Source organism: Sphingopyxis granuli, from assembly GCF_001559015.1.
Lineage (GTDB): Bacteria > Pseudomonadota > Alphaproteobacteria > Sphingomonadales > Sphingomonadaceae > Sphingopyxis > Sphingopyxis granuli.
The window spans coordinates 233687-249634 of record NZ_CP012199.1; the positions used below are offsets into that span (position 1 = coordinate 233687).

Sequence of the window (15948 nt, forward strand, 5' to 3'; positions counted from 1 at the left end):
ATAAAAGTGGGGGCGGCATGATGAAACATTGGGAGGAAGCCGTCGATGCGCAGGAAACGACAGCTTCGATCCGATCAGGAGTAGTAATAAACGGACTGCGCAAACGACGCCTTAGCGGCGAACTTTACGAACGCGACCCAAAGATAGAAGCGCTCATCGCCGAATTGGCGGTCCTGCCGCGCGACGAGTTGATCGCCAGGGCAGGAATCATGAAGCGCTCGGACCCGACCTACGTCCCTAGCGAATGTCTCGTGTACTTCATTCGCGCGAGCCGTCGCGACAACAACGAGGCGTGGTTCGAGCGCCTCTATCGGATTCTGATTGAACGGGTGCTACGCTGTTTACCCAGGCCGGAAAGCTCCGACGGCAAAACTGAATCGCTGACGCGCGGGATTGTGCGAGACAAGGTTTTCAGCAGGTTCGTCGAGCTCCTTTCAGCGGATCGCGCCACCTATATCGACAAGCTCGACTACTTCGAGGTGCGCTTTGACGGCGCGGTTGCCAGCCTGCGGCGCGACGCGCAGGAGCAGGCTTGGCGCGACGAGAACCGTTCTCAGGCCCTCGAATATGACGACAGCGGTGAGCTATCCCCCGAAGTCGAGGCGGCCGCAGGGGCACACGACCCCTTCGCCGCGTCGGATTTGGACGATGCGGCTTACCGGTTGCGCCTGGATGCAGCGATTGAGGCTCTACCGACAGAACAAAGCAGGATCATTCAGATGATGAGACAGGGCTTCCCCATCGACTCCAAGGAGCCGGACGTCATGACCATCTCCAAAGTCTTAGGCCGCTCCGAAAAGACCGTCCGAACCTACCGCGACAAGGCCTTCGCCGCCCTTCGCGCCGCCATGGGCGACGGAGAAGAACGGTGAACCCCGCCGGCGAACGTCCATCACGCGAGTCCGTGCTCGACGCGTTTGCGGTCGAGAACGACCCTGGCCGGTCGACCCTTGAACGCTATTTGGGACTTTACCCGGAATATGCCGGGGAGCTCATAGACCTGTCGCGCGAACTCAGCCGCGAAGTATTTGACGACACAGCTCCGCTTTCCGATGCCGATCAGGCCTTGATCGATGCTGCTTGGTTGCAACACTCAAAGGCGGTGCCGGGAGCGACAGCCGACCCTTTCGCGGCACTGACGGTCGATGACTGGCGCACCGTCGCCCAGCGTCTGGACCTGCCCCGGCAGGTTGTGACTGCGCTGCGCGAGAGACGGATTTCTCTCGCTAGTATCCCGCGACGCTTCCTGGCGATGTTGGCAGAGGCGATGCGCAGCTCTGTCGCGCAGTTGGAGTCGTCCTGGGGCTCGGCCCAGTTGGCCGGGGCGCGCAGCTATAAGGCTGACGATAAGCCGACCGCCGGCGGGCAGGTCACCTTCGAGGAAGTGTTAATCGACGCCGGCGTCCCGGCCGACAAGCGCGCCCGGCTGTTGGCGGAGGCAGACTGACATGGACGGGGTGGAGCTCGCCAGGCAGGTCGCCGCCGAGCTTCATGCTCGTCTCGTCGCCTCGGGTGCCGATCCTTGGTCGCCCTATGACTTTGCTGTCGCCGAAGCCAAGCGGCGTGGGATCGATGTCGAACCGACGGCCGTCGGCGCGGCCGTCCTCAACGGCGGCCGCGCGACCTTCGTCGCCGCCGACGATCTGATCCTTCACGAGAGTGCGGGGTCTCGCTTCGAGCAGGCCTTCCTCGTGGCGCACGAGATCGGACATGTCGAGCTCGGCGACGATCCCGATAGCGAGGCGGCGCCAATGATCGATCTGGCCCGCGCGGCCGAGCCATCGCCGGTTGGCATGGATCGGGTGGTCGATTACGGACGCCGGCAGCGTCGCGAGGTCCAGATGGACCTGTTCGCGCGCGAGCTCTTGCTTCCCCGCAACGTCGCGCGAGCGCTGCATGTCGACCAAGGGTTATCCGCCTCGGCGATCGCCGCGAAGCTCGGCGCGCCGTTCGAGGTTGTCGCCCAGCAGATGTTTGACGCCCTGCTCCTCCCAATCGTGCCGCCCGTCACGGCCGCGACGCATGCAGAGCGGCCGCTCAACCCACTCCAAGCCGCGGCCGCGGCGCACCGCGGCGAAGCCTATCTGCTCGAGGCGGGCCCCGGCACCGGCAAGACGCAGACGCTGATCGCGCGTGTCGAAGGCCTTCTGGAGGAGGGTGTCGACCCGCGGCGCATCCTGCTGTTGACTTTCTCGAACAAGGCGGCGGGTGAGATGGCTGAGCGGATTGCGCGCAAGCGGCCCGAGGCCGCGGCTGCAATGTGGATCGGCACCTTCCACGCCTTCGGCCTCGACATTATCCGTCGTTTCCATGCGGAGCTCGGCTTGCCGAAAGACCCGCGGATGATGGATCGAACCGAGGCCGTCGAGCTCCTCGAGGAGGAGTTCCCGCGCCTGAGGCTCGCCCACTACCGTAATCTCTACGATCCGACTCAGATCATCGCCGAGATGCTGGCCGCCGTCTCGCGGGCGAAGGACGAGGTGGTCAACGCCGAAACCTACGCAGCGCTTGCCGACGCCATGCTTGCCAAGGGGGCGGACTCCGGTACACGCGAGGCCGCCGAACGTGCCGGAGAGGTGTCCCGCGTCTATGCCGCCTATGAACAGCTCAAGCGCAACGCGCATTGCGTCGACTTCGGAGATCTTGTCGCCTTGCCCGTCAAGCTGCTTGAGGCTGAGGCGGCCATCCGCGCAACGCTGCAGGCGCAGTATGACCACGTCCTGGTCGATGAGTACCAGGACGTGAACCGCAGCAGCGTGCGCTTGCTGAGCGCGCTGCGGCCAGACGGGCGCAATCTCTGGATGGTCGGCGACGCCAAGCAGTCGATCTATCGGTTTCGGGGTGCGTCATCTTTTAATATGACCCGGTTCGGGAAGGAGGACTTTCCCGGCGGTAAGCGTGGGCGATTGAAGCGCAACTATCGCTCGGTGCCGGAGATCGTCGCCAACTTTTCCAGTTTCGCGACCACGATGCGCGCGGGCGACGCGGACAGCGGTCTTGAAGCCGATCGCAACGGCAATGGCCAGAAGCCCGAGCTGCGCACGGTGCAGCGCGCCGAGCAGCAGCAAGTGGCCCTGGCCGACGCGATCGAGGCGCTTCGCCGCGAGGGACATGCCTATCGTGACCAGGCGGTGCTCTGCACCGGCAATGAGAAGCTTTCGACCATCGGGCAGGACCTCGAACGGCTCGGCGTGCCCGTGCTGTTTCTGGGCAGCCTGTTTGAGCGGGCTGAGGTCAAGGATCTCCTGGCGTTGCTCTCCGTCCTTGTCGATCGGCGCGCCATGGGCCTAGTGCGCATCGCCTGCTGGCCCGATTTCAGGATGTCCTTCGCGGACGTAGCGACGATCTTCGAGTATCTGCGGGCGGCCGACCAACCTTCAGGCGGTTGGCTCCAGCACATCGAGTCGATCCCCGGCGTCAGCGACGCCGGGCGCCAGGCCCTCGTCAAGCTCGCGGCCGCACTCAGCGGCTTCGACCAAACGGCGTCGCCCTGGACCGTGCTCGCGACACTGCTGCTTGATCGCACCCGTGTCGCAGCGCGCCTTGGCGTGTCGGAGGATCTCGCCGATCGCACGCGCGGCATCGCGATCTGGCAGTTCCTCAACTTCCTGCGGGTCCAGCCGGCCGGCCGCGGCCTGCCGATCACGCGTGTGCTCGATCGCGTGCGCAGGCTTGTCCGTCTCGGCGATGATCGCGACCTGCGCCAGTTGCCCGCGGCCGCCCAGCATCTCGACGCCGTGCGTTTGATGACGATCCATGGCGCCAAGGGCCTGGAGTTCGGCGGCGTCCATCTTCCAGGGCTCAACAGCGACACCATCCCGCGCACGCCGCCGGCGCCACCCTGTCCGGCGCCCGATGGCATGATCGCGGGCGCCGGAGGCAGTGCGCTGGAGGCCTTTCGCGCGGGCCAAGCCGAGGAGCAGGAGTGCCTGTTCTATGTGGCTCAGTCTCGCGCCCGCGACCGCCTGATCCTTTATGCGCCGACCGAGAAGAGCAACGGCCACAATCGACCGCTGTCGCCCTTCCTCGACCGTCTCGGAGCCACCCTGACGCGGGGCTCGGTCGTGCCGGCGCGGCCGCTTCCGATGGCGGCGGAAGCCCACGGCATCGAGTTGATCGTCGACGGACGGCTGCAGTTCGGGGCACCACAGATCGCCCTTTATGAGTCCTGCCCGCGCCGCTTCTTCTACACGCATGTCTTGCAGGTCGGCGGGCGCCGGACCGCGACCGCCTTCATGCACCTGCACGAGGCGGTTCGCGTGATGGTCGAAGGGGTGATCGCCTCTGATAGCCCCGTAACCGAGCGGGACCTGGAGGATCGCACCGACGTGGCGCTTGCCGGTCAGGGGCTCGGCGACCATGGCTATCGCGCGGAATTCCGCGATCTGGCCCTGGCGATGCTGCGCTTCCTCCTGGCCAATCGCGCCGACGCGGTCGCCGAGGCGCCGGTCGCGCTCAGCCTCAATTTCGGCGGCGAAGAGATCATCGTTCGGCCGGATGAGGTGCTGGTGCGGCCGGACGGGGTCCGGACCGTCCGCCGTATCCGCACGGGCCATAGGCGGTCGGCCGAGAGCAAGGATGTCGGCGCGGCGGCGCTGATGCTGGCGGTCCAGCAGGCCTTTCCAGGCGCCGTCGCGGAGCTCGTCCATCTTTCCGATGGCGAGACGCATGCGCTCGCCTTGTCGGATCGGGAGTTGAAGGGGCGCAAGGACAAGCTCGCCAAGTTTCTCGGCGACATCCGCGCTGGGCGGTTTCCGGCAGAGGTGTCGTCGCGCACCTGCCCGAATTGCCCGGCCTTCTTCATCTGCGGGCAGACCCCCGATGGCCCTCTGCGAAAAAAGTTCGCCTGACCTTACCGGTCGGCGGATCTCGCCCCGATTGGACCCTTAGAGCCGCTGCATCGCCGCGGCAGAACCTAAGGACCCAATCTTATGAACACCGAAGAGCTTCTTGAATACGACGACCTCGGCGACGCCCTGCGCGAAGGCCGGGCGCTGCGTCCGGCGCGGGGGTATCGCTTCCTCCTCGCGCAGGGCGACCTCAACTTCCAGTCCCGTCAGGTGAGCGACCCCATGCCGCTCGGCCGTCAGTTGCTCGAGGCCGGCGCCCTGGACCCGCGGGAAGGCTACAGCCTGTTCGCGATCCTGCCCTCGGGCGACTTCGAGGACGTGCGGCTGAACGAGCCCTTCGACCTGCGCGAGCACGGCGCCGAGCGGTTCGTCGCCTTCCTGACGGATCGCGACTTCAAGCTCACCTTGAACGACGGCGAGTTGCGCTGGGGCAAGCCGGTCATCAGCGGCGCGGTGCTCTACGGGCTCGCCAAGGCGGGCGAGGGGGAAGGCGTTTTCCTCGAGGTCCCCGGCGGCGAAGATCGCCTGATCGAGCATGGCGAGCTGATCGATCTGGCCGAGCCCGGCATCGAGCGGTTTATCACCGCGCGGCTGACGTTCGAGATTATCGTCAATTCGCGGCCGCGCACGGTGAACGCCCGCACGGTCACGTTCGAGCAGATCGTCCAGCTCGCCTTCCCGGGCCAGCATGAGCCGAACGTCGTCTTCTCGATGACCTATCGGCATGCGGCTTCGACGCCGCACGCGGGCGAACTCGGTGCCGGCGGCTCGGTCGACGTCAAGAAGAAAGGCACGGTGTTCAATGTCACGCGAACTGTTCAGTCGTAATCCCGACCTCAAGCGGCTGCGGGACGAAGGCTATTTCGTCCTGCGGCAGGGCGGGCATCTCGTCATGCGGGAGGTGCCCTATGTCGATGCGCGTCGCGAGGTGCGCATCGGCACCCTCATCTCGAGCCTCACGCTGGCCGGCGATGCGACGCGCAGGCCCGACACCCATGTTGTCCATTGGGACGGCGACTTTCCGTGCCGCGCCGATGGGACGCCTATCCAGGGGATCTCGCATCAGGCCGGCGCCTTCGACCTCGGTCACGGTTTGAAAGCCACGCACAGCTTCTCGAGCAAGCCGGATGGCGGCTACACGGACTACCACCACAAGATGACGAGCTACGCGAACATCATCGCGGGCCCGGCCGCGGTGCTGAAGCCCGGCATGACCCCCCGCACCTTCCGCGAGCCGGAAGAGGAGGAGGACAGCGTCTTCAACTATGTTGAGACCGCCTCCGACCGTGTCGGTATCGGCATCCTGACCGAGCGGCTCGTCAACGAGCGGGTCGCCATCATCGGCTGTGGTGGCACCGGCGGTTACATCCTGGACTTCGTCGCCAAGACGCCGGTCCGCGAGATTCGGCTCTTCGACAGCGACGAGTTCCTGACCCACAACGCCTTTCGGGCGCCGGGCGCGCCGACCCTGGAGGGGCTGCGCGAGGCACCGAAGAAGGTTGACTATCTGAAGCGCATCTACAGCCGGATGCACCGCAACATCGTGGCGCACGATGTCGAGCTCGGGGCCGACAACCTGCACCTTCTCGAGGGCGTCACCTTCGCGTTCCTGTCGCTCGACGCCGGCGAAGCGAAGCGGTTGATCGTCGAGAAGCTCGAGGCGAGCGGCGCCGCATTCGTCGATGTCGGCATGGGCCTCGAACTCGACGAGGGATCGCTCGGCGGTATCCTGCGGGTGACCGCCAGCACGCCGGAGAAACGGGATCATGCGCGCCAGCGCATCTCCTTCGTCGGCGGTGGCGCCAAGGACATTTACGCATCCAACATACAGGTCGCGGATCTCAACGCTTTGAATGCTGTCCTCGCGGTCGTGAAGTGGAAGAAGATTCGTGGCTTCTACCGTGACCTCGAGCGCGAGCATCACTGCACCTACACCACCGACGGCAACATGCTCATCAATGGGGACCTCGCGTGATGAGGCACAAGCGACTCGATCATCGTTTCGTCGAACACATCCCTGAGCGCCTGGACCCAGGCATTCTCTATGTTTCGATGGAATATGCGACATCAGCCCATAGCTGCTGCTGTGGTTGCGGCGAGGAGGTTGTCGCGCCCTTCACGCCGACGGATTGGAAGATGACGTTCGATGGCGAAACTATCTCGCTTCGGCCGTCGATCGGCAATTGGACCTTGCAGTGCCGGTCACACTACTTGATCGACCGCGGCAAGGTGATCGAAGCCGGCCCTTGGAGCGACGAGCAGGTTGAAGCTGAGCGTCGTCGTGATCGCGTTGCCAAAGCGCGATATTATGGACAGTCGCCGACGGTCGAGCCTCCTATTCAGGCCGCTCCGACCAGCGCAACACCAAACTTCTGGCGCCGTGTCCGGGACTGGTTGTCTCGTAAGTTATAGCGCCAAGCCCGGCGGCGGACATGCCGTCGGGCTTAGCGCGTTTCTGGTGTTAAGCTTGCCCCGGCCGATGGCACGAGCCGGAAAAGTAACTAGGGTTTGGAGGTCGGATGCGGTGATTGCGAACGCTAGGCAGCTAAGGGAATGTCCTCTCGTTGCATTTCCGCGCCCTTGGCCGCATTGTTCAGGAAGCGTGCAAGTGCTTGCTTCCGAGAATCTCGATCAAGAGCGTACGCGGTCTGCTTGAACTCGACTCCATCAAGCAAGCCTTGAATGTAGCCGGAGATCGTATCAGCTGCCATGATCAGAGTCGTGTCGAGCGTATGTATGTACTTGCTCGTGACCGAGCCTTTCGCGTGTCCGACGAGTGCCGCGATGGTCACCTCGGTGAAGCCCAGATCGTTGGCGATGCTCGCGAAGCTATGGCGCAGGACATGCGGCGTAACGTCGGCGAGCGGCGAGTCCTTGAATAGCTGCTCCCAATGGTTCGGAAAGCTGCCGAAGGCATTGTCCTCGCCTTGGCCGGGGAAGACGTAGGTGCCCTTCGCATTCTCGCGGCGCTGCTCCAGATACTCGACCACGGGAAGACCGATGGGTCGGATGGATTCACCCTCTTTGCTATCCTCCAGTCGCAGGCAACTCGCCTCAGTATCGGCCTCGGACCACATAAGCGAGATCATCTCCGACCGGCGACAGCCGGTCAGGGCGATCTGGCGAACGATCTCGACGGTCATCGCATATTTCTCGTTCTCTGCCGCTTCGCGCAGCATGTTGCCAAGAGTGTGATACTCCGCCTCGGAAAGCCTGCGCTTGCGGACATTGTCCTTCGGTTTCTTGATGCCGTGCGCCGGGTTGCGATCGATGATGCCGGCATCGACGGCGTAGGTGAGGATGCCGCCGAGGAGGCCTACCGTGCGTGTCGCCGTGCCGGCGCCGCCGCGCACGATGGCTTTGCCCCTTAGCTTCTTCGTCTTGACCGACACTCGCGTCTTGCCGGCCATGATGTCCTTGAGCACCTTGTTGATGTCGGCTTTTGTCAGGTCCTTCACCCGCCGCGCGCCGATCAACGGAATGATATGGCGTTCGATGCGGCCAGTGTCGGTAACGATGGTGGTCGCCTTCTTGGGGCGACCGCCTTTGCCGAGGATCAGGCCTGCCTTGAGGTCTTTGAGATAGAGCGTGCATAGCTCCTTGACCGTCATGGCCTGGTGATCGAGCTGGCGTTCCTCAGACGGGTTGTCGCCGCGAGCGACGCGCCCGAGCTGGGCCTTCGCTTCCTGTCGTGCGGTTTCTGGCGTCCAGATTCCGTGCAGGCCGATGGTGTAGCGACGGGTTCGACCGAGCGCGCGATATTGGATGAGATAGCTGCGCTTGCCTGATGCGAAGACGCGGAGGCCGAAGCCAGGAAGCTCATCGTCCCAGATAAAGTAGTCCTTTTCCCGGACGTCGGCGGCGTCGACCACTCGTTTCGTGAGCTTTGTCATCAGGCGATCCCCCCGTGATGGAGGGGCTGTTTCCGCGGAAGCACCACGGAAGCAGCCGGGCGAATATTGGAGCGAACTTGCGGATATGGATTTCGGCGGAAAAATCCGAATAGTCTAGCGGTTTCAGTAGGTTGTAGTGTCATGGCGTGCCCTAGCGTGCTTTTAGGACGGGGTGCCTAAATTGCTCCGAAGGCAGAGGTCACAGGTTCGAATCCTGTCGGGTGCGCCATACCGCCGAACGCCATCCCGAAATATCGGCCTTCACCGCTGCGCCGCGATCCAGTCGTGGACGATGTCGGCGGCCTGCTGCGCCAGTTCGGGCTGCCCGAAATAATAATGGTTGGCGCCCTCGATCACATGATGGTCCTTGGTGCAATGGACCGCGGCGTCCATCAGCCGCGCCGCGTGGCTGGGCGTGCAGGCGTCGTCGGCGCTGTTCTCGATCACCAGCATCGGGCAGGCGATGCGCGCGGCGCATTTGAGGCCGTCGGCGTTGGATTCGTCATAGGCCCATTGCGACAGCCAGCTGCGCAGCGTGGTGAAGCGGGCGAGGCCCACCGGGCCGTCGTTGACGACCTTCGGGTCGCCCAGCATGCACCAGTTCGGCCTGCGGTCGCTGGGGTCGAGCGTCGGGTCGAGGAAGCGCGGATCGGCCATCGTCCCCTGCACGGTGAAGCAGCGTTCGTGATCGGCGAGCCCCGCCGCCTTAAGCGCCGCCAGTTCCTGTTTCGCCCACGCCGTGATGCGCCGGTTGCGCGCGATCTGTGCCGCGCGATATTCGGCGACGAACGCCGCCGAATAGGGCGGCCTGGGTCCATCCTCGGCATAGAGGTCGAGCCGGGGATCGCGGTCGAAGGGCCGCGTCTCGTCGGTGATCGACGGATCGAGCCATTCGGTGAGCGTCAGGTTGCGCGACAGATGCGCGGCGAGCAGCAGCACGCCATCGGCGGGAATGAACTTCGCCGCGGTCAGGTCGTAGGGATCGCCCGCGGGCGTGTGCGTGACGCGCGGGTCCTGCGCCTCGGCCTGGTAGAACATCGACAGCGCGCCGCCCCCCGACCAGCCGCCGAGATAGACCTTGCTGTAGCCCAGCCGTTCCTTCGCATCGCGGATGCAGGCGGCGAAATCCATGACCGCGCGTTCCATGATCAGCGCCGTGTCGTTGCCACGATAGCGGGTGTTGCAATAGATGGTGTGGACGCCGCGCTTCGCCAGCGTGCTGACCAGCGGCAGCCAGGCGCCGCCGCCGATCGGGTGCGAGAAGATGACGACGCTGTCCGACGGCACCTCGGGCCTCAGCAGATGCGCCTCGATCGCGACCTTGCCGATCTGCCCGCCATAGGTGTCCTTGAAGGCGCTGACCTCGTCGAAGACGACCAGATAGGGAATGCGTTCATATTTCATGTCGGGTCCCCCTCACGCGTCGCCGCGGCTGCGGCGGTCGAGCGCCTCGGCGCCGAATTTCGCTTCCTTGGCCGCGCGCGTGCGCTCGCTCCACCGGGCGAGCGTCTGCCCGAAGTTGCGCTGCTCCTCGTCGAGGATGCGGTCGTGATCGGCGGTGCGGTAGGTCAGCTCGATCTGGATGCCGTTGGGGTCGTACATGTAGATGGAGCGGACGAAATGATGGTCGATCGGTCCGTGCGCGGTGACGCCGTGGGCGCGGATGCGGTCGCGCATCGCGATCAGGTCGTCCTCGCCCCCGACCTCGAACGCCCAGTGCATGTCGAAGCTGTCCTTGCGCGCGAACCACGCCGGATCGGCCGATCCGGGGGCGTCGAAGAAGGCGATATGTTCGCCGTTCCGCATGCGGAAGAAGACATGCAGATAGGGATCGTCGGCGCCGCTGCCGGGTACCTCCTCGACGATGATGCCGGTCGGATCGGCGAGCCCCAGCACGTCGCGGTAGAACCAGATCGTCTGTTCGGCATCGCGGCAACGGAAGGCGGCGTGGTGGACGCCGACGATCGGCCTGGGTTCGATGGATGTCATAGGGCCTCCTTGCGCGATGCCGTCAGCGGCCGCCCGGCGACAGCGATATGTCCAGCCGCTTCATGGCGAGGACGAAATTGGAACGGATATAGGCGGGGTCCGACACGACCTCGTAGCGGGGAAAGCGGCGCAGCAATGCCTCGAGGATCAGCGCGAGCTGGAGCATCGCAAGCCGCGAGCCGAGGCAGTGGTGGATGCCATAGCCGAAGGCGATGTGCCGGTTGGCGTTGGCGCGGCCGACGTCGAGCGCATAGGGATCGGCGAACAGCGCGGGATCGTGATTGGCCGCGCCATAGAGCATCGCGACGCGCTCGCCCGCCACGACCTGCGCCGGTCCGACCTCGACGTCCTGCGTCGCGGTCCGCGCCATGTGGATGACGGGACTGAAGCGGCGCAGGATCTCCTGCACCGCGCGCGGGATCAGCGCCGGGTCGTCGACCAGCGCGCACCGCTGGTCGGGATGGTTCGCGAGCAGCCAGATCGCGCCCGACAGCGAACTGCGCGTCGTCTCGTTGCCCGCGGCGATCAGGTTGGAGAAATAGCTGACCTGCTCGGTGCGGCTGAGCGGCCGTCCGTCGGGCAGCGTCGCGTGCGCGATGCAGCTGATCACATCGTCGCGCGGTTCGCGGCGGCGGCTTTCGAGCAGCGACCAGCCATAGTCGAAGATGGCGAGGTAGCGCTCGTTCGCCACCGCCTTCGACGGCGCGAGTTCAGGATCGTCGGTGCCGAAGACCGCGTTGGTGAATTCGAAGACGCGCCATTCGTCCTCGGGCGGCACGCCGATGATCGCACAGATCGTGCTGATCGGCACCCGCGCGCCGATCTCTTCGACGAACTCCACCCGGTCGCGGCCGGCGAGCCCGGCCATCAGCCGGTCGACGCCCTGCCGCACGAGCGGTTCGACCGCGGCGATGCCCGACGGCATGAAGAAGGGCGTGACGAGCCGGCGGAACGGCGCATGCTCCGGCTCGTCCATCGACAGCATGAAGCGGCTGAGCACCTTGCCGATTTCCGGGTCCATCGACGCGCGGTGCGCGGTGTGGACGCGAAAGCCGCGCGCGGTGCTGAAATGCGCGCTGTCGGCGCTGATCGCCCGGATCGCCTCGTGATCGGTGGCGAGCCACAGCCGCTCGCCGTCGGCGCCTTCGACCGGCACGACGGGCCCCTGCCGCCGCAACGCATCATAGGCGGCATGCGGGTGGCCGGCGCGGAAGCAGTCTGGATCGACCAGGTCGAAGCGCCCGGTCGCCCCCGCCGCCGCGTCTGCCGAAGGAGCCGGCGATGGAGCCGCCGCGACCGTCACGTCCACCCCCGCCGCGTCAGAAGTTGAGTTTCGCCTGGACGGCGATCGTCCGCGGCGGATTGATGAACTTGGAAATGATCCCCGCCGCCAGCGGCGTGTTGAAGGCGTGCGAGCCGGTCAGCTTGTTGGTCAGATTCTTTCCGACCAGCGCCAGTTCCCACGCCTTGTCCGACGAGCGGACGCCGAGGCGCAGGTCGAGCTTGGCGAAGCTGCGCTGGACCGCGTCGGGGTTGTAGCTTTCCTCGAGATAGGTGTTGCTGCGGAAGGTCATGCCGCCGTTGGCGATGAAGTCGATCGCGCCGCTGACGGGCAGCGCGATATCGGCGAACAGCGTTCCGCTCCATTTCGGCGCGCGCGGTAACGGGCGGCCCGCGGCGTTGTTGTTCGCCGGGACGCAGGTCGGATTGTCGAACGGACAGGGCGCGCCGAGGAAGTCGAGATAGGTCGAATCGAGATAGGCGAGCGAGCCGGTGAGCGAGACGCCGTCGGCCACGTCGAGGATGAAATCGCTTTCGAAGCCCTGGCTGCGCGCCTTGCCCGCATTGGTCGTGATGAAGGCGGTCGAGACCGCGTCGAACGAACTGACCTGGAGATTCTTGAAGATGGTGCGATAGGCCGAGATGTTGAAGCGCAGCCGGCGGTCGAACAGCGCCACCTTGGCACCCGCCTCGATCGTTTCGGCGCTTTCGGGCTCGATCTCGAACTGCGCCGCGGTCGTCGTCGACTGCGCGCCGATGAAGCCGCCCGCCTTCGACCCCTGGCCATAGGAGAGATAGAGCATCGCATCGGAACCGACGTCCCACTGGATCGCGGCCGACGGATCCCATTCGCGCTCGATCCGCTTGCCCGACAGCGGCGTGGCGAGCCAGGTCGGCTGCACGGCGCCGGTGTTCGCGCGCGTCTGATCCGCGATCTTGCGGTCATAGGTGTAGCGCAGGCTGCCGATCAGCCGCAGCGTGTCGCCGATGTGCCAGGTCGCGCTGCCGAAGCCCGACCATACGACATTCTCCTGCCGGAAGACGCGGTCGGCGCGGCCGTCGAACGGGCCAAACGCGATCAGCGTGGTCTGGAACAGGTCGTAGTCGTTCACATGGAAATAGCCGCCGACGATATATTCGAGCGCGCCGTTCGTCGGCGACGCGAGCCGGATTTCCTGCGACAGCTGGTCGAAATTCTCGCCGAAGGACGAGGCGAAGCTGGGGCTGGGACCGAAGTCGGCGTCGAGCCGCTTCTCGAAGCTGTAGGCGGAATAGCCGGTGATCGAGGTCAGCACATGGTCGCCGATCTCGATATTGGCTGTCGCCGAGGCGTTGAAATTCTTCGTGTTGTCGTAATCCTTGTCGACGAAGCCCGGGAAGCCGCTCGTCGAGCGTTCGAGGTCGGGGTCGTTGGGGGTCAGGAAGCGTTCGACGGGATTGCCGGTCAGGTCGACCTTGCCGCCCTCGACCTTGACCAGCACATCGACCGGCCCGCCCGAATCGAGCAGCACCGAGGCGCGGCCGAACCAGGCCTCGCGCTTGGTCTCGTTGCCGCCCTGGATCAGGTTCCGGACATAGCCGTCGGACTTTTCATACTGGCCGGCGAGGCGAACGCTGACGAGGTCGGACACCGGGCCGGACACCATGCCGAACAGCCGCCCGCCGCCCAGCTCGAATTCATAGCTGGCGTCGATCTGGCCGCGGAAATCGCGCGTCGGCTTCGCGCTGACGACGCTGATCGCGCCGGCGCTGGTGTTCTTGCCGACCAGCGCGCCCTGCGGTCCGCGCAGCACCTCGATCCGCTCGACGTCGAGGAAGGGGGCCTGGAACTGGCGCGCGTGGCCGCCGTAGATGCCGTCGACGAACAGGCCGACGGTCTGTTCGAAGGCGAGGTTCCCGGGCTGCGAGCCGATGCCGCGAATGTAGAAGGCATTGTTGCCGGGCGTCGTCTGGACATAGAGGTTGGGGACGTAGCGATCGAGCTCGTTGAAATCCTTGATGCCCATGTCGGCGAGCTGTTCGCCGCCGACGACTGACATCGAGATCGGCACGTCCTGGATGTCCTGCTCGCGCTTCTGCGCGGTGACGACGATGACATTGTCGCTGCTCGCCGCTCCGGGGGCAGCCTGCTGCGCGAACGCGGGCGCGCCGAGCGCGACCGAGCCGACCGAAGCAATCAGAAGAGCACGACGACGAACCGTGCGGACAGTCACTCCCTGCATCCCTCATCTCCCTTTTCGGAACCGGCTCCTTCGATCGGGCCGCCCCTTCGTTGCACGACTGCCCGGGGGCGGACCCCTCTGGCATTCCTGTGCGAGAAGCTTAGATTGAAGTCTAAGTATTGTAAAGTAGCTTGACATTTTTTACAGTGGTCCGCACGTTGGACGAGCGGCATAAACGCCGGAAATCCGACATATTTGGCGAGATATATCAATCGGATCGCCATGACGTATGTGAAAGTTTTTTACGTTATCCCGTGCGGCGATCGGAGCCGGAAAGACACGGGGATCAACGGGAAGAGGAGGTCTTATGTGGTCGCGGCGCAACATGGTGAAGGCAGGCGCGGCATCGGTCGTCGCCGGCATGGCGAGCGCGACCGGTTTCGCGCGATCCCCCCGGCGCAATGCGCCCAACATCGTCTTCATCCTCGCCGACGATCTGGGCGTTGCCGATCTCGGCTGCTTCGGACGCGAGGATTTCCAGACGCCGCATCTCGATCGCCTCGCCGCGGGCGGGATCGCGCTCGACCGGGCCTATTCCAATTCGAGCGTCTGTTCGCCGACGCGCCTCGCGCTGATGACCGGGCGCTATCAATATCGTCTGCCGGGCGGGCTCGACGAGCCGCTGGGGGTGCATCCCGACCTCGGCCTGCCGCCGTCGGTCGCCACCCTGCCCAGCCTGCTGAAGCGCGCGGGCTATGCGACCTCGCTGGTCGGCAAGTGGCACCTCGGCGGCCTGCCGCAATATGGCCCGCTCAAGAGCGGCTACGACCGCTTCTTCGGCATCTATCAGGGCGGCGCCGACTATTTCCAGCACGGCATGACGATCCGCGGCAAATTCATCCACGACCTGTGGGAGGATGAGACCGAGATTCATCGCCAGGGCTATCTGACCGACCTGATCACCGCGCGCAGCGTCGACGAGATGGCGCGGCTGTCGCAGGCGAAGCAGCCCTTCCTGCTCAGCGTCCATTATACCGCGCCGCACTGGCCGTGGGAGGGGCCCGAGGACGAGGCGGTCGCGAAGACGATCCGCGATTCCTTCCATTATGACGGCGGCAGCAACGCGGTCTATGCGGCGATGGTCAAGAGCCTCGACGACGGCGTCGGCCGCATTCTCGAGGCGATCGAGGCGAGCGGACAGGCCGGCAACACGATCGTCGTCTTCACCAGCGACAACGGCGGCGAGCGCTTCTCGAAGGTCTGGCCGTTCCGCGGCATGAAGGGCGAATTGCTCGAAGGGGGCATCCGCGTCCCGGCGATCCTCCGCTGGCCGGGCCACGTCCCCGCCGGCACCCGCAGTGCGCTGACCAACATCACCATGGACTGGGTGCCGACCCTGCTCGCCGCCGCCGGGGCGGAGGCGCCTGCCGGGCTCGGGCTCGAAGGGCGCGACCTGCTGCCCGATCTGGCCGCCGGAAGCGCCGGGCCCGACCGCCTGCTCTTCTGGCGCCATAAGGCGCAGGACCAGCGCGCGGCGATGCGCGGCGCGATGAAATATCTGGCGATGAGCGGGCACGAGTTCCTGTTCGACGTCGCCGCCGACCCGCGCGAGGTCGCCAACCTCCGGACGGTCCGCCCCGACGTCTTCGACGCGCTCAAGGCCGAGTTCGCGGCGTGGGACAAGCAGATGCTGCCCTATCTCGATTCGACCTTCAGCTACGAACTGCGCGGCAACGGCCATCTCGCCGGCTATTGAGCGGACCGGCCGACAGG

12 protein-coding genes are annotated in these 15948 nt (G+C 65.3%); 7 read left to right on the forward strand and 5 right to left on the reverse strand.

Going from position 1 to position 15948, the window contains the following annotated elements; translation table 11 throughout:
• Nucleotides 1–17 precede the first annotated feature (17 nt).
• The 6 genes from SGRAN_RS01110 (at nucleotide 18) to SGRAN_RS21425 (ending at nucleotide 7262) form a co-directional block, all read left to right on the forward strand.
• On the forward strand, nucleotides 18–872 hold the full coding sequence (locus tag SGRAN_RS01110) for an RNA polymerase sigma factor (protein WP_237233670.1): 855 nt from the start codon (nucleotides 18–20) through the stop codon (nucleotides 870–872).
• Nucleotides 869–1447, forward strand: a complete 579-nt coding sequence (locus SGRAN_RS01115) for a hypothetical protein (RefSeq protein ID WP_067179952.1) — start codon at nucleotides 869–871, stop codon at nucleotides 1445–1447. Before SGRAN_RS01110 ends, SGRAN_RS01115 begins: the two co-directional genes overlap by 4 nt.
• A 1-nt stretch (nucleotide 1448) precedes the next feature.
• On the forward strand, nucleotides 1449–4850 hold the full coding sequence (locus SGRAN_RS01120) for a UvrD-helicase domain-containing protein (RefSeq protein ID WP_067179955.1): 3402 nt from the start codon (nucleotides 1449–1451) through the stop codon (nucleotides 4848–4850).
• An 81-nt stretch (nucleotides 4851–4931) separates the two neighbouring features.
• The gene (locus SGRAN_RS01125) at nucleotides 4932–5678 is read left to right on the forward strand and encodes a multiubiquitin domain-containing protein (RefSeq protein WP_067179958.1); all 747 of its coding nucleotides are present in this window, start codon (nucleotides 4932–4934) and stop codon (nucleotides 5676–5678) included.
• Nucleotides 5653–6825: a ThiF family adenylyltransferase gene (locus SGRAN_RS01130; RefSeq protein WP_020697697.1), complete on the forward strand. Its 1173-nt coding sequence runs from the start codon at nucleotides 5653–5655 to the stop codon at nucleotides 6823–6825. The genes SGRAN_RS01125 and SGRAN_RS01130 overlap by 26 nt, the downstream gene beginning before the upstream one ends.
• A complete protein-coding gene (locus SGRAN_RS21425) occupies nucleotides 6825–7262 on the forward strand; it encodes a DUF6527 family protein (protein ID WP_237234044.1) in 438 nt (145 codons plus the stop codon). The genes SGRAN_RS01130 and SGRAN_RS21425 overlap by 1 nt, the downstream gene beginning before the upstream one ends.
• Before the next feature lie 125 nt (nucleotides 7263–7387).
• Here the strand turns inward: SGRAN_RS21425 and SGRAN_RS01135 are convergent, their stop codons facing one another.
• The 5 genes from SGRAN_RS01135 to SGRAN_RS01155 form a co-directional block, all read right to left on the reverse strand.
• Complete coding sequence (locus SGRAN_RS01135) at nucleotides 7388–8743, reverse strand: tyrosine-type recombinase/integrase (protein WP_067179962.1); 1356 nt, start codon at nucleotides 8741–8743, stop codon at nucleotides 7388–7390.
• A 261-nt stretch (nucleotides 8744–9004) separates the two neighbouring features.
• The gene (locus tag SGRAN_RS01140) at nucleotides 9005–10147 is read right to left on the reverse strand and encodes an alpha/beta hydrolase family protein (protein ID WP_067179966.1); all 1143 of its coding nucleotides are present in this window, start codon (nucleotides 10145–10147) and stop codon (nucleotides 9005–9007) included.
• A 12-nt stretch (nucleotides 10148–10159) separates the two neighbouring features.
• Nucleotides 10160–10732, reverse strand: coding sequence for a VOC family protein (locus SGRAN_RS01145; RefSeq protein ID WP_067109407.1), 573 nt, complete (start codon nucleotides 10730–10732; stop codon nucleotides 10160–10162).
• 22 nt (nucleotides 10733–10754) lie between these two features.
• Nucleotides 10755–12035, reverse strand: coding sequence for a cytochrome P450 (locus tag SGRAN_RS01150; protein WP_148650770.1), 1281 nt, complete (start codon nucleotides 12033–12035; stop codon nucleotides 10755–10757).
• 16 nt (nucleotides 12036–12051) lie between these two features.
• Complete coding sequence (locus SGRAN_RS01155) at nucleotides 12052–14226, reverse strand: TonB-dependent receptor (protein WP_172709597.1); 2175 nt, start codon at nucleotides 14224–14226, stop codon at nucleotides 12052–12054.
• A 316-nt stretch (nucleotides 14227–14542) separates the two neighbouring features.
• Here SGRAN_RS01155 and SGRAN_RS01160 point away from each other — a divergent pair, with 316 nt between their 5' ends.
• Nucleotides 14543–15931, forward strand: coding sequence for a sulfatase-like hydrolase/transferase (locus tag SGRAN_RS01160; protein WP_148650771.1), 1389 nt, complete (start codon nucleotides 14543–14545; stop codon nucleotides 15929–15931).
• Nucleotides 15932–15948 lie beyond the last annotated feature (17 nt).